The 14,350-nt window shown below is 66.4% G+C and carries 13 protein-coding genes and 1 tRNA gene; 9 read left to right on the top strand and 5 right to left on the bottom strand.

Annotated elements, in window-relative coordinates; genetic code table 11:
* The first annotated feature begins 7 nt into the window (after nucleotides 1-7).
* Genes NPJ82_RS14585 through NPJ82_RS14570 form a run of 4 tightly spaced genes read left to right on the top strand, consistent with a single transcriptional unit; the run spans nucleotide 8 to nucleotide 2,151 of the window.
* A complete protein-coding gene (locus tag NPJ82_RS14585) occupies nucleotides 8-373 on the top strand; it encodes a response regulator (protein ID WP_112381462.1) in 366 nt (121 codons plus the stop codon).
* A 23-nt stretch (nucleotides 374-396) separates the two neighbouring features.
* Nucleotides 397-831 (top strand): chemotaxis protein CheW, encoded by a 435-nt coding sequence (locus NPJ82_RS14580; protein WP_112381461.1) that lies wholly within the window; start codon nucleotides 397-399, stop codon nucleotides 829-831.
* 44 nt (nucleotides 832-875) lie between these two features.
* Nucleotides 876-1,895: a chemotaxis protein CheB gene (locus tag NPJ82_RS14575; RefSeq protein WP_342657787.1), complete on the top strand. Its 1,020-nt coding sequence runs from the start codon at nucleotides 876-878 to the stop codon at nucleotides 1,893-1,895.
* Complete coding sequence (locus NPJ82_RS14570) at nucleotides 1,888-2,151, top strand: hypothetical protein (RefSeq protein ID WP_342657786.1); 264 nt, start codon at nucleotides 1,888-1,890, stop codon at nucleotides 2,149-2,151. Before NPJ82_RS14575 ends, NPJ82_RS14570 begins: the two co-directional genes overlap by 8 nt.
* 226 nt (nucleotides 2,152-2,377) lie before the next feature.
* Here the strand turns inward: NPJ82_RS14570 and gloA are convergent, their stop codons facing one another.
* From gloA to NPJ82_RS14545, 5 genes are all read right to left on the bottom strand, one after another.
* Entirely contained in the window at nucleotides 2,378-2,893 is a 516-nt protein-coding gene (gene gloA / locus NPJ82_RS14565) for a lactoylglutathione lyase (RefSeq protein ID WP_342657785.1), read from the bottom strand.
* Between the two features lie 11 nt (nucleotides 2,894-2,904).
* Complete coding sequence (locus NPJ82_RS14560; protein WP_342657784.1) at nucleotides 2,905-4,287, bottom strand: efflux transporter outer membrane subunit; 1,383 nt, start codon at nucleotides 4,285-4,287, stop codon at nucleotides 2,905-2,907.
* Nucleotides 4,284-5,444 carry an HlyD family secretion protein gene (locus tag NPJ82_RS14555; protein ID WP_112381456.1) on the bottom strand — a complete coding sequence of 387 codons (1,161 nt, stop codon included), beginning with the start codon at nucleotides 5,442-5,444 and terminating at the stop codon, nucleotides 4,284-4,286. The genes NPJ82_RS14560 and NPJ82_RS14555 overlap by 4 nt, the downstream gene beginning before the upstream one ends.
* The gene (locus tag NPJ82_RS14550) at nucleotides 5,441-7,102 is read right to left on the bottom strand and encodes an MFS transporter (protein ID WP_112381455.1); all 1,662 of its coding nucleotides are present in this window, start codon (nucleotides 7,100-7,102) and stop codon (nucleotides 5,441-5,443) included. Before NPJ82_RS14550 ends, NPJ82_RS14555 begins: the two co-directional genes overlap by 4 nt.
* Before the next feature lie 128 nt (nucleotides 7,103-7,230).
* Complete coding sequence (locus NPJ82_RS14545; RefSeq protein WP_342657783.1) at nucleotides 7,231-8,088, bottom strand: peptidylprolyl isomerase; 858 nt, start codon at nucleotides 8,086-8,088, stop codon at nucleotides 7,231-7,233.
* A 92-nt stretch (nucleotides 8,089-8,180) separates the two neighbouring features.
* On the opposite strand from NPJ82_RS14545, the gene NPJ82_RS14540 reads away from it, so the two are divergent.
* The 5 genes from NPJ82_RS14540 (at nucleotide 8,181) to NPJ82_RS14520 (ending at nucleotide 14,115) form a co-directional block, all read left to right on the top strand.
* Nucleotides 8,181-8,271 (top strand) — tRNA-Ser (locus tag NPJ82_RS14540).
* Between the two features lie 190 nt (nucleotides 8,272-8,461).
* Nucleotides 8,462-9,718, top strand: coding sequence for an ATP-binding protein (locus tag NPJ82_RS14535; protein ID WP_342657782.1), 1,257 nt, complete (start codon nucleotides 8,462-8,464; stop codon nucleotides 9,716-9,718).
* A 571-nt stretch (nucleotides 9,719-10,289) separates the two neighbouring features.
* Complete coding sequence (locus NPJ82_RS14530) at nucleotides 10,290-11,837, top strand: GMC family oxidoreductase (protein WP_342657781.1); 1,548 nt, start codon at nucleotides 10,290-10,292, stop codon at nucleotides 11,835-11,837.
* 73 nt (nucleotides 11,838-11,910) lie between these two features.
* Nucleotides 11,911-13,086 (top strand): DUF47 family protein, encoded by a 1,176-nt coding sequence (locus tag NPJ82_RS14525; RefSeq protein WP_112381448.1) that lies wholly within the window; start codon nucleotides 11,911-11,913, stop codon nucleotides 13,084-13,086.
* 15 nt (nucleotides 13,087-13,101) lie between these two features.
* A complete protein-coding gene (locus NPJ82_RS14520) occupies nucleotides 13,102-14,115 on the top strand; it encodes an inorganic phosphate transporter (protein WP_112381447.1) in 1,014 nt (337 codons plus the stop codon).
* The last annotated feature ends 235 nt before the right edge of the window (nucleotides 14,116-14,350 follow it).

The raw sequence follows: 14,350 nt of genomic DNA, 5'->3' as shown, positions 1-14,350 counted from the left end.
AGAGAGCATGACCAGAACCATCATGACCGTGGACGACTCCCCCAGCATGCGTGCGCTGCTGCGCCATGCACTGTCCGGCGAAGGCTATCAGATCGCCGCCGCCGAGGACGGGGTGGACGCGCTGGAGCGAATCGACGCGGCCGCGCCCGACCTGGTCATCACCGACATCAACATGCCGCGCATGGACGGGTTCGGCCTGATCGAGCAACTGCGCGGCCACCCGCGCTGGAACGGCGTGCCGATCCTGGTGCTGACCACCGAATTTTCCGACGAGAAGAAGGCGCGGGCGCGCGCCGCCGGCGCGACCGGATGGATCGTCAAGCCCTTCGACCCCGCCAAATTGTCCGCGGCCGTGCGCCGCGTGCTCATCTGACCGACCCGCAAAGGACGTTATTCATGGCCCGTCAGCTCATCACCTTCGAACTCGGCGACCAGTCGCTGGGCATCGACATCATGGCGATCCGCGAGATCCGTGCCTGGTCGCCGGCGACCCCGCTGCCCAACGTGCCGGCGCATGTGCGCGGCGTGGTGAACCTGCGCGGCGTGGTGCTGCCGGTGCTGGACCTGCGCATGCGGATGGGCTGGGGCCTGACCGATCCGACTGCACGCCACGTCATCATCGTGGTGCGCATCGGCGAGCAGTTGCAGGGCGTGATCGTCGATGCGGTGAACGACATCGTGACGATCAACCCGGATGACATGCAGCCGCTGCCCGATGTCGGCACCATGCAGGCGGCGGGCCTGCTGGAAGGGCTGGCCACGGTGGAGGATCGCATGATCCTGGTGCTGGACCTGGAGCGGCTGGCGCCGCCGATGGCCGACGCCGCCTGATTTCCTACCCGAACCCCGCGTATCTGTTTCAAAGGAATGCCGACATGGCCAAGGCCAGAGTTCTAGTCGTCGACGATTCGTTGACCATGCGTGCGCTGGTCGCCGGCATGCTGGAGAAGGACAAGAACATCGAGATCGTCGGGTTGGCCGACGGGGCCGCAGAGGCGCGGCAAATGGTGCGCGACCTGAAGCCCACGGTGATGACGCTGGACGTCGAGATGCCGGGGATGAGCGGGATCGAGTATCTGGCGGAAATCATGGAAACCGCGCCGATGCCGGTCATCATGTTCTCGACGCTGACCGCCAAGGGGGCGGACAGTTCGATCGAGGCGCTGCGGCTGGGGGCGCTGGACTGTTACCCCAAGCCGACGCGCGCGACACCGGACGAGGTGCAGAAGGCGATCGGGCAGCTGGCGAAGACGGTGAAGGAGGCGCCGGCGCGGTTCCGGGCGCTGAACGACGGGGCCAAGAAGCCGTCGGCGAAGGCAGCGACGGATGCGCCGTTCAACTGGAACGGCAAGCTGCTGGCGGTCGGCGCCGATGTGGGCAGCACCAAGCCGCTGTTCGACCTGCTGGGCGACATTCCCAAGGACGGACCGCCCGCGCTGGTGGTGCAGCATATGCGCGACGAGCTGGCGGACGGGATGATCGCCAAGCTGTCCGCGGCGCTGGGGCCGCGGGTGGTGGAGGCGAGCGACGGGCTGAAGCTGGAGCGCGGCATGATCGTGGTGGCGCGGCCGGGCACGCATCATGTGTATGTCGACCGCTGGCCCGACGGCGTGGTGCGGATGCTGGACAAGCCCCCCTTTGCCGGACACCGGCCGTCCATCTCGCTGATGATGGCGACGATTGCCAAGACGGCGGCGGAGCAGACGGTGGCGGTGCTGCTGGCCGAGGGCGAGGACGGCGTGGCGGGCGTGCAGGCGATCCGCGGTGCGCGCGGCTATGCGATCGCGCCGGCGGGCGACGGATCGGGCGGGCTGGAGATCGGCCGCGGCATGGCGGTGCAGCCGATCAAGGCGGGCGCGATCAGCGAAACCGTATTGGGCCTGTGTCGTGGCTGATTTCGGCGGCCCCGTCGCGCACGGCCTGGCGCAGGAACTGGACGCGGCGCGCGGGGTGCTGGAGGCGTTGGCGACGGCGCTTTGCCTGGACCCTTTGGTGTTCGAGCGGCACGGGGCGGCGTTGCAGGAGTTCGATCGGCTGGGGCAGGTGATGGGCGAGGTGGCCGGGGTTTTGCGGCATTCCGGGCCGGTGAATGACGCGCTGGCGGGGGTTCGGCTGGAGGCGGTGAAGGATCGTCTTCACGCGGCTATTTAGTTCACGCGACGACGCGAAGACGCGAAGATTTTTGGTTCACGCGGAGGCGCGGAGGCGCGGAGAGGGTGCGTCGGCCGCACCCGCGTGTGACGTTTCGGCCGGGAGACAAGCCTTCGCCCGTAATGGAGAGTGAGCCTTCGGCTCGCGGAACATCTCCGCGCCTCCGCGCCTCCGCGTGAACCAAACCTTCTTCTTTCTCTTCGCGGCTTCGCGTCTTCGCGTGAAATCAGCTTTGCGCGACCATGGTGGGGGTCATGCCGGCGGGTGACAGGATCTCGATCCAGTAGCCATCGGGATCGGTGATGAAGGCGATGTCCTTCATCGTGCCGTCCTGCGGGCGTTTCTTGAAGGGGACGCCCAGTTCCTCGAAACGGGCACAGGCGGCGGACACGTCGGGGACGCTGATGCCGATATGGCCGAAGCCGCGCGGATCGGTGTTGCCGCTGTGATAGCCGGCGAAGTCCGCATCGTCCTCGGTGCCCCAGTTGTGGGTCAGCTCCAGCGTGGTTTCGCGGGTGAAGAGGAAGCGGGCGCGCTCGGCGGGGTCGGCCGGGATCGTCTCGCCCTCCGCCAGATAGGCGAGAAAGAAGAGCGAGAACTTCATGTCCGCGAAATCGAGCTGCTGGATCAGCGTCATGCCGAGCACGCCCTGGTAGAAGGGGAGCGACGCCTTGGGATCGCGGATGCGCAGCATCGTCTGGTTGAGGGCGAAACCCTCTGTGCCGGCGGGGCGGGTGGTCATGAGCGGGCCTTTCAACGGGTGGTGGCGGCGATGTCGGCGGGGGTCCAGCCGCCGCCCATCGCCTGATAAAGGCCGGCATAGGCGGTCAGGCGATCGGCCTGCGCCTGGGCCAGCGACAATTCGGCGGACAGGAGACCGCGCTGCGCGTCCAGTTGTTCCAGATAGCTGGAATAGCCGGCGCGGTAGCGGTTCGACGCGATGCGCAGCGCATCGGCAAGTGCGGCGCGCTGGCGATCTAGCGCCACTACCTGCTCGCCAGCGCGTTGAACCCCGGCGAGGCTGTCATTGACCTCGCGAAAGGCGACCAGCGCGGTGCGGCGATAGGCGAAGGCGGCCTGGTCGCGGCGGGCGGTGGCGGCGTCGGCCTGGGCGCGCAGGCGGCCGGCGTCGAAGATCGGCGACAGGATGCTGGCGCCGAGCGAGAAGACGCCGACCGGATGGTCGAGCGCGGTGGACAGGACCAGGCCGGCCGAGCCGGTGAGGCCGAGGCTGGGGAGCATGGCGGCGCGCTGGCTGTCCAGCGTGCGGTCGGCGGCGACCAGCGTCTGTTCGGCCTGGAACAGATCGGGCCGCCGGCGCAGCAGATCGGCGGGCAGGCCATCCGGAATGGGCGGCTGCGCGATGCGATCGATCGGCAGGCCGCGCGCGATGGGGCCGGGGGCATCGCCGATCAGTTGCGACAGCGCATTTTCCTGCCGGGTGACGGCAAGCTGCGCGGCCGAGACGAGCTGTTCGGTGGCGCGGTATTCGCTTTCGGCCTGACGCAGTTCCAGGCGCGAGGTGTAGCCGGTGTCGGCGCGGCGGCGGGCGATGCGCAGCGCATCGGCGCGCGCGACCAGCGTTTCGCGGGCGATGCGCAGGCGGTGGTCGAGCGCGCGCAGGGTGACGTAGCTGGTAGCCACCCCGGCGGCGAGCGCCAGGCGAACGGTGTCCTCAGCCGCCTCCGTCGCGAGCAGGCTGGCGCGCGCGGCATCCTCGGCACGGGCAAGACGGCCGAACAGGTCGAAATCGTAGCTGGCCTGAAGCAGCGGTTGCGAGCCGATATTGGTCGCGCCGACGCCCAGCGCGCTGACCGAGCGGGCATCGGTAAGGGGCACACCGCCGGTGAGCGACGGAGCACGCTGCGCCTGCGCGAGCCGGGCCTGTGCGCGCGCTTCCTCGACGCGGGCGGCGGCGCTGCCGATATCGGGGCTGTTGGCGAGTGCACGGGCGACAAGCGCGGTGAGGACGGGATCGCCGAACCCCTGCCACCAGTCGGCGCGGATCGGCGTGCCGGGGCCGAGCGCGGTGCGCCATGCCGGCGGCGGCGCGATCGTGGCGGCAACCGGCGCCGGCGGGCGCGGGCCGATGCAGCCGGCGAGCAGCAGGAACAGGGCGAGCGCGGTGATCCTCACGGGAGGCGTGGCCCCTGCGAGACATCCACACGCGCCTGCACCGACATGCCGGGGCGCAGGCGCGCGCCCAGCGACTGGCCGGGATCGACGCGGATGCGCACCGCGATACGCTGCGGCACCTTGGTGAAGTTGCCGGTCGCGTTGTCGGCCTTGAGCACCGCGAATTCGGAGCCGGCGGCGGGCGAGATGCGCTCCACCCGGCCGGTCAGGCGGGCATTGCCCAGCGCATCGACGGTGAAGGAGGCGGGCTGGCCGACGGCCATGCGGGCGGTCTGCGCTTCCTTGAAATTGGCGATCACCCACGTCTCGGGGGGCACGAGGAACAGGAGTTGCGACCCGGCGGTCACGTACTGGCCGACGCGCACCCCGACCTCGGACAGGCGGCCGCCCTCCGGCGCGCGGATCAGGGTGTTGGACAGGTCGATCTGCGCCAGTCGCCGGGCGGCGACGGCACCGGCGACCCCGGCCTGTTGCCCGCCGCGGCCGACCTCCACGGTGCGGACGTCCTGGCGGGCGATCTCGGCGGCGGCCTGCGCCTGGCGCACCGCGGCCTGCGCCTGGCGGAGCGCGGCAAGCGTCTGGTCACGCTCCCGCAGGGATACCGAGCCGTCGGTGACGAGATCGTTGACGCGCGCCATGTCCGCCTCCGCACGCATCAACTGGGCACGGGCATTTTCCACCGCGGCTCCTTGCGCGGCGAGATTGGCGGCGCGCGAGCGTTCGGATTGCTGGCTGTTGGCGAGCGTTGCCTGGTTGGCGGCGACCTGTGCCTCGGCCTGTTCGACGCGCTGCCGGTAGATGCGGTCGTCGATGCGGACCAGCGGCTGGCCGGCGGCGACCTGCTCGAAATCGCGGACCAGCACCTGGGAGACATAGCCGCTGACCTGTGGCGCGATCACGGTGGTGCGGCCACGGACATAGGCGTTGTCGGTCGATTCATAGCCGCTGGTGAAAGGTGGCAGGCGCCATGCGGCCAGCACGACGGCGATGCCGGCGACGACGAGCAGGACGATGAACAGCAGCGAGCGCCGGCCGCCGGTGGGCGGTCGCCAGCCGGACGGCGTGGGCGGCGGCGGCGGTGCGGCGGCCTGCGCCTCCGCGATCGCTTCCTCGGTGCGGGGGGTGGGAGAGACGGGCGGCGTACGGGCGTCGGTCATGATGCGGTTCCGGTTCGGCGCATACGCCGGTTGCGGCGCCAGAGCAGCCAGCCGAGGTACAGCGTGGTCAGAGCAGCCAAACCCGCGATCAGCCGGAAAGTGTCGTTATAGGCGCGCACATTCGCCTCGCGCGTGGCGGCCTGCGACAAAAGGGCGGCGCCCTCCGCGCGTTGCAGCGCCGGATCGGCGATGACGCGGCCGACGCTGCTGCCGCCCGCGGCGATACGCTGCGACACGATGGGGTTGGTGGGGTCGACCTCCTGCACGATGGCGGCGCTGTGCGCCTTTTCGCGGATCGTCTGGAAGGTGCCGAGAAAGGCGGTGCCGCCGAGCGCGCCGATCGAGTTCAGCATGCCGAACAGCGCCACGAAGCTGATGACGTGGCCGGCACCCTGTTGCAGCGCGCGGGTCATGCCGAACAGCAGCGACGGGCCGATGAAGAAGGTGGCCGAAAAGGCGATCAGCGCCTGCGTCACGTAGAATTGCTGCGGCCGGGTAAGGTTGGTCGAGAAACTGTCGGCATAGGCGGCGACCGCGACGAGCGCGATGGCAAACATCACGGGATGGGTCAGCCGCTGCACGTCCAGCGTCACCGCGCTGGCGACGACGCCGGCGACCGAGGCGAGGACGATGATCGCGAACAGCGTGCCGAACTGGTCGTTATTCTGCCCCAGCGTGGTGAGCAGCCCGACCGCGCCGAACGTCTGTTCGGACAGGGCGATGCGCATCATGATGGTGACGATCGCAAAGCGGATGATGTCGGCCGAGCCCAGCCAGCGGGTGTTGAGCAGCGGATTGGCGCGGTAATGTTCGAGCAGCAGCGCGCCCGCCAGCAGCGGGATGGCGGCGGCCAGCGCCCAGCCGATCCACGGCGCCTGCGTCCACCAGACGATGCGCCCCTGACCCAGCACCGCGCAGAGCAGGCCGATGGCCGGCGCGTAGAGCGCGAAGGTCAGGAAATCGAGGGGCTCGAACGCCTTCTGCCGCTCGGTCGGGGGCAGGCGCAGCCAGCTTACCGCGGCCATGCTGAGCAGGGCCAGCCCCAGTTCGAACAGGTACAAGGTGCGCCACTGCGACATGGCGAGCAGTTCCGGCGAGAACAGCCGGGCCATCGGCGTCGCGCATTGCGGCACGCCGATGCCCAGGACGATCGCCTTCAGCCGCCAGCGCGCGGGCAGCGCCTGCATCATGTAATACAGGCACAGCGACGACAGCGCGGCGGCGGCCATGCCGCTGGCAGCGCGCACCGCGATCGCCGACCAGAAGCCGTGGACGAACAGGTGCGCAAAGGTGAGCAGCACATAGATGCCGACAAAGATCAGCGCGAAGGGCCTGAGCCCGAATTGCTGGCGGAACTTGATGAGCAGCAGGTTGATCGACGCGTTGGTCATCACATAGACGGTGGGGAGCCATGCGATCTCGGTAGGATCGAAGCCGAGCGCACCCTGTAGCTGCGCGGTGTTGGCGGAAACGAGGGCATTGCCCAGCCCGCCGGTCAGCCCGACCAGCACCGCGATCAGCGCATAGGCCCAGCGGCGTGCCAGCGGATGATCGGGACTGCCCGGCGAACCGGGGATGGCGGGGCGTTCGTGGGGGGCGAACTGCCACTCCTCCTCGCGCAGGAAGGTACGCAGCCGCCCGATCGTGCCGATGCTCATCGGGCAGGGGGCGGCGCGGAGACGGAGCGATCGGGTGCGGGCACGATATCCCCAGAAAGGGCAGGCAGATAGGCCTGCTTAGCGCGGCGCGGCATGGGCGACCAGCATGTGGATCATGCCGCAAGGCATCAGGGCGCGGGGCGGACGGGGGGCAGCGCGGCGCAGATGTCCACCCCGCCGGCGGGCACGGTGAAGAAGGCGTTGTTGCGGTTCTCCCGCTCGCGAATCCAGGCGGTGAAGCGGGGATTGGCGGTGGCGCGGTACTGGAAATGCGGGCGCATCGCCGCGGGCAGGTCGCTGGCGAGGCGGGCGGAGACGATCGGGCTGCGCTCCCCTTCGGTCTTGTAGAAGCCGAGATCGCCGGTGCCGCGCGGCAGGGTGGTCAACGCCTCCATGCCCTCCACCACGCGGCCGACGACCGCGATGTTGCGGTCGAGCGCGCGCGGGCTGTGGCCGATAAGGGTGTAAAGCTCCGCGCCGCTGCCCGTGCTGGGCGCCAGGTCGCGCGCGACGCCGACCATGGCATAGCAGTGCGGCAGCCATTGCCGGGTGGCGTCGCCGGCGAGCGGCCAGCCATCGGCGGAGTAGCCCGCCCAGGCGGCATAGGGGTCCGGCCGCGACAGGCGCTGCGCGGGCGCGGTGCGGTTCTGCACATATTCGGGCGGCGGGTTGGCGACGATGCCGGGGGGCAGCGGCTTCTTCTCGGTGGGATCGCCCCACTGCGCGACGTAATTCTCCTGCACGCGGTAGACGCTGGTGCCCTGGTCCCACCAGTGCGCACGGGCGAGCGCGCGGATATTGGCCACGTGCACCGGTGCCGCCTGCGGCGCCAGCCGCACCACGACGCGGCGGCCGTTCGCCAGCGAGAAGACGAGCAGCTCGTCATCGGGAATGGCGATCCAGTCCTGTGCCTGCGCGTCCGCCGGGCCGGGCGGGGCAGGCGTGGTCTGGATGGCGGCGGCAAGGGCGAGGAGGATCGCGAGCATGGCGCCAAGCGTGCCCGAGCGACGATATGCACGCAAGCGCTTGCGCGAACCGCCGGACCGCTTTAGGGGCCCCGTCTCCAGGCTTTACCTGCGGAGCGGTGGCCGAGTGGTCGAAGGCGCTCGCCTGGAAAGTGAGTATACGCCAAAAGCGTATCGAGGGTTCGAATCCCTCCCGCTCCGCCACTTCTTCATTTTATGTCATTAAATCAGACGCTTAAGCTGATGCTGGCGTGGCGAGCCAACATACTGACCATCATCCGTTCTGTTGAGTTTGGTGGCGAAAAGCTTCTTGGCTTGCTAGGATGCCTCGAACAGCCATGGATACGATTGCTCGTTGATCCGGCAAAAGCCTTTTACACCCAGCGGGGCGACCATGAAGTACAATCCGTTCCAGCCCAACAAAATAGTAAATCCAGCTATGTTTGTCGGCCGAATTGATGAGTTGGAGAAGATCGAAAGTTATCTCTTTCAAGCTAAGTCGGGAAATCCAACTCATTTTCTTATCGAAGGGGAAAGAGGAATTGGCAAATCCTCCCTGTTAAAATACGTAGCTCCCCTTGCCAATGGTAATTTTGACACGCCAGACGGATACATATTTAAATTCTTGGTCGTATTCGTTGATTTGGGTAGCGCACACACTCAGCTTGACATTATTAGAATTATTGCTCGCGAACTAAAGTCGCAAATTGGTAAAGTTAATAAAGCTAAGGAAATAGTAAAGTCTACGTGGGAATTCCTAAGCAACTGGGAGATATTAGGGGTTCGATACCACAAGGAAGCAGGTAGCTTTGATCCAGAAGATGCTAAAGACAATTTGGTGGAACAATTAGAAGCAATAGCTACCAATGCCGAGTTGGGCATTGATGGCATATTGGTGATGCTTGATGAAGCCGATGCGCCGCCTGTTGAGGCGCATTTAGGCAACCTCATGAAAGCAATGACAGAAAAGCTTTCTCGCGAAGGTTGCGACAACGTTATTTTTGGCCTTGCCGGACTTCCCTCTCTCCTTGGTAAACTTAAAGCAAGTCATGAGTCATCTGCAAGGATATTCACGGTTTTACGCCTTGAAACACTAGATGATGCGGAACGCATTCGTGTGATTGATATCGGCATTGGCGAAGCAAACACGAAAAACGATTTTGCAACAGCTATTGACGGCAATGCCAGCAAGCTTCTCGCTGATATGTCCGAAGGGTATCCGCATTTTATTCAGCAGTTTGGATATTGCGCATTTGAGGCAGATGTCGATAACAAGATAACAATAGAAGACGTTTTATCCGGTGCTCATAACGAAAATGGCGCAATTGCCCAGTTAGGGCGAAAGTATTTTTCGGAAATGTACTTTAGTAAGATAAATTCAAATGATTACAGAAAATTACTAGATGCCATGTCAAAGTATAGTGACAGATGGGTATCACGCAAGCAGCTCATAGCTGACACTCGAATGAAAGAAAGTACAGTTAACAATGCTCTTTTGGCATTAAAGCAGAAATCAATTATTATTCTCGATGAGAGTCGGCAAGGCTTTTATAGACTTCCTACTAAATCTTTTGCTGCATGGATCAACGCCATCAAATCGGTCGATGAAAGACGTGGCGGAAGTCTTACTTCACAGTCGGAAGTAGGATAATTCTATTTAAAGGGTATCCGTTAATCTAAAAGACAGCCAACGGATAAACCTTCCGAATAGAACAGCCTATGCTGAGGTGTCATATATGGTCGAGCCTTTGCTGCGCGAGCAGCCATCAGGCTTCGCCAGCGCCATAGCGTCATTGCCGGTCACTGGGGTCCATTAGCCGTCATTAGCCGTCATTAGCCGTCACTAACGGTCACTGGGGTCCATTAGCAGTCACTAGCAGTCACTAGCAGTCACTAGCAGTCACTAGCAGTCACTAGCCGTCACTGGGGCCCATTAGCAGTCATTAGTGATTGCTGAGGCTAAGGAGTGCCCGTTAGCATGTCCGGTAAGGTATACCCAAACGATACGCTTCGCTGAGACAGCGGGATTGCCTCAATAGGGTTGACTCCCGTTCCGCCATTTCCTCATTTCCGACACCGGGCAGCAGGCGCCGCGAACGTCCCGGCTTGGCGCAGGCTCCCGCCATCATCCGCAATAGCCGGGAACACCTCGCCTGGGTGCATCGTCCGGGTGCGCAGATGGCGTAGGCTGGCGGGATCGGTGTTGCTGGTGGCGGGGGGGTATGGCCGGGGCAGGGGCGTATGACGTCATCGTCGTCGGCAGCGGGGCCGGTGGGGGGACGATCGCCCATCGCCTGACGCACGAAGGCATGCGCGTCCTGTTGATCGAGGAGGGGCGCTGGCTGCAGCCGGGTGCGCACAGCCGCTATATCCGCCATGTCCATCCCGACCGGACGCAGCCGATCGCCTGTGTCGGCGGGCAGACCAAATTCTACGGCGCGGCGCTTTACCGGCTGCGCGAGGCCGATTTCGAGGCGGTGGCGCATGAGGCGGGCGTGTCGCCGGCCTGGCCGATCCTGTACGACGATCTGGAGCCTTATTACGATCAGGCCGAGCGGCTGTACCGCGTGCACGGCGCGACCGAGGCCGATCCGACCGAGCCGCCGCATGCGCGCGCCTATCCTCACGGCGCGATCGCGTCGCATCCGCGCATCGGCGGGCTGGTGGAGCAGCTGGCGGCGACCGGACTGCACCCCGCGCCCATTCCGCGGGCGCTGGACCGGCGGGACGGCCTGGGCGCGTGCCGGATGTGCCCTGCCTGCGACGCGCATCAATGCGGCTTCGATGCGAAGATGGATGCGGAGACCGCGGCGATCCGCCCGGCGATGGGGACGGGCCGGTTGACGGTGGCGGACGGTACGCGGTGCGTGGCGGTGCTGACGGAGTCCGGGGGGCGGGGCGTGCGGGGGGTGCGGGTGGCGTGCGACGGGGTGGAGGAGGAGATCGCGGCCGGGGTGGTGGTGGTGGCGGGCGGGGTGCCGCGCAGCGCGATGCTGTTGCGGCGGTCGCGGACCGCGAAGCACCGGGAAGGATTGGGAAATGCCGGCGGTGCGCTGGGCCGGTACCTGGCCGGGCATTCGGCCGGCGTCGTCTTTCCGCTGGTGCGCTGGCCCGAACTGGCGGAGATCCACACCAAGAGCTTTTCGATCAACGATTATTATCACGGCAGCGCGGAATGGCCGTTTCCGCTGGGCATCATCCAGACCGCCGGGCAGATGCCGTTCTGGACCGAATTACCGCGGTCGCTGCGCCCGGTGGCCAAGGCGATCGGGCGGCATTCACTGATCTGCTTCTGCATGTCGGAGGCGCTGCCGACGCGGACAAGCGGATTGCATTTCGACGGCGATGCGGTGTCCCACACGGTGGAGCCGACGGTGAGCGCGGTCAGCTTTCGCCGGCTGACACGGCTGGCGACGGAGGCGTTCCGAAACGCGGGCTATCCGTGCATCGCGCCGCCGCGCGCGCCGCAGCTATGGCATCAGGTGGGCACCGCGCGGATGGGGCTGGATGCGGGCGACTCGGTGGTTGATGCCGACCTGCAGGTGCATGGCATCAGGGGGCTGTATGTCGCGGATGCGTCGGTGCTGCCGAGTGCGGGTGCGGTGAACACCAGCCTGACGATCATGGCACTGGCGCTGCGCTGCGGCGACCATATCGCCGGGCGGCGCTATGCCGCGTTCGATCGGCGCGTGCCGGCGCACCGCTGTGCCGGCGGCGTGCCCGAACTCGTCGGTGCGCGAGGCGAGATGCCGCCGTCCACCCGGCGCTGATCCGGGACCCGCGCCGCTTCGTTTCCGGACGGTGCGTTACCGCGCCATCTTGCGCGCAGCGACGTTTCACCCCATGCGCGCGAGGTGCCAGCGCCCGACCCCGGGCGATGCGCCACGGGAGTGCAGGACCATTCGCCAGATTGCCGCCTTTCCGTACCTGACCGAGGCCACCTCGCCCGACGGGGTGATCCGCGTCCTGCTGGTCACCTCGCGCGCGTCGGGGCGATGGGTGATCCCGAAGGGCAATATCGGGGGCGGGGCCCGGCCGCATGAGGCGGCCGCGCAGGAGGCCGAGGAAGAGGCCGGTGTGCTGGGTGCGATCTGCCCCACGCCGCTGGGCAGCTTCCGTTATCGCAAGAAGCGCGGTAGTGGCGCCTCGCTGATGGTCGACGTGGACGTGTTCCCGCTGGCCGTCACCCAAGAATTACAGAGCTGGAAGGAGCAGCCGGAGCGGCAACGCCGCTGGTTCACCTTGTCCGAGGCGGCCGCCGCCGTGGACGAGCCGGACCTGCGCGACCTGATCCGGTCCTTCAGCCCCGCCGAGTTCAGGGCGGCCGCCCGGAGAGGGGCGGGTATCCCAGAAAAATCGAAGGTAGCACCGATGTTCGCATGGTTCCAACGCCTGCTCCCCCGGACAGGCAATTTCTTCGAGATGTTCGAGGCGCATGCCCGAACGGTGACGGCGGGCGCCGAGGCCATGGCGCGGCTGATGGCGGCCGATGGCACGGCGCGTGCCGAGCACATCACCGAGGTGATCGAGCGCGAGCATGATGCCGACGAGATCACCCGCGACGTGCTGCAAACCGTGCGCAAGACGTTCCTGACGCCGTTCGACCGCGGGGCGATCACCAGCCTGGTCGGCGCGATGGACGACACGATCGACGAGATGCAGGCCGCCGCCGCGGCGATCGACCTGTATCAGGTGAGCGACTTCGCACCGGAAATGCGCGACATGACCGCGATCATCGTCGATGCCGCGCGCCTGACCGCCGAGGCGATGCCGCTGCTGCGCAACGTCGCGCAGAACGGCGCGCGCCTGCACGAGCTGACCGAGCGGCTGGTGCGCATGGAGGGGCAGGCGGACGACATCCACGCCGCCGGCCTGCGCCGGACGCTGGCCGACCATGGCAGCAGCGACACGCTGCGCTTCGTGGTCGAGCGCGAGATCTACAAGCATCTGGAGCGCATCGTCGACGCGTTCGAGGATGTCGCGAACGAGATCGACGGCATCGTCATCGATCACGCCTGATCGGACGGACAGACCATGCATGAACTGGCCCTTCCGCTCCTGATCGGCCTGATCGGGGTCGCGCTGGCGTTCGATTATCTGAACGGCCTGCACGATGCGGCGAACTCCATCGCGACGGTGGTCGCGACGCGACTGTTGTCGCCCGTCAAGGCGGTGTTGTTCGCGGCCGCCTTCAACTTCGCCGCCTATTTCCTGACCATCGCCTTTCCCAGCCTGCACGCGGTGGCCGAGACGATCGGCAAGGGGCTGATCGACAAGGACCTGGTGACGCCCGCGGTAATCTTTGCAGCGCTTGGCGGCGCGATGTTCTGGAACGTCGTCACCTGGCTGCGCGGCATCCCGTCCTCCTCCAGCCATGCGCTGATCGGCGGGCTGATCGGGGCAGGCGTGGCGCATGCGGGGCTGGGCGGTATCCAATGGGGCGGGCTGAACAAGACGCTGCTCGCCATCGTGCTGTCGCCGACGCTGGGCATGATGCTGGCGATGCTGGTGATGCTGCTGTCGAGCTGGGCGCTGGCGCGGGCCACCGCGGTGCAGGCGGAGCGCAGTTTCCGCGTGCTGCACCTGTTCTCGTCGGCCTGTTATTCGCTCAGCCACGGTCTGAACGATGCGCAGAAGACGATGGGGATCATCACCGTGCTGCTGTACTCGACCGGGCGGCTGTCCGGCCCGTTCGAGGTGCCGCACTGGGTGGCGATAAGCTGCTATGTCGCGATCGCGCTGGGCACGATGACGGGCGGCTGGAAGATCATCGAGACGATGGGCAGCCGCATCACCAAGCTGTCGCAGCACCAGGGCTTCAGCGCGTCGATGGCGGGCTCCGTCGTGCTGTTCGGCGCATCGGCGCTGGGCATCCCGGTATCGACCACGCACACGATCACCGGATCGATCATCGGTGCGGGCGTGGCGCGGCGTGCCTCCGCGGTGCGCTGGGGCGTGGCGCGCACGGTGGTGACGGCATGGGTCATCACCATCCCCGCCTCCGCCGCGGTCGGCGCGGGATTCTACGGGCTGACCCGGCTGTTCTGAGCCCTCCAGATTTGTCCAAGCCGGCGTTTCGGGGGTGGACGTGGTGCGCGGGGCTGGCCTTATAGGCCGGTCGCGGCGGGCGCTACTATCGTGCTCGTCACACGAGTCCGCCGCGGCACGGTCGTTCCTGCTGATCTTCGGAAGAAGGTTGGTTCACGCGGAGACGCGGAGGCGCGGAGAGGTTGCGCCTGCCGCGCCGGCATGGACCGGTTCGACCGGGAGACAAGCCTTCACC

This window comes from Sphingomonas sp. NY01 (genome assembly GCF_038809135.1).
GTDB classification, from domain to species: domain Bacteria; phylum Pseudomonadota; class Alphaproteobacteria; order Sphingomonadales; family Sphingomonadaceae; genus Sphingomonas; species Sphingomonas carotinifaciens.
This window is presented reverse-complemented; position numbering and strand designations above follow the sequence as displayed.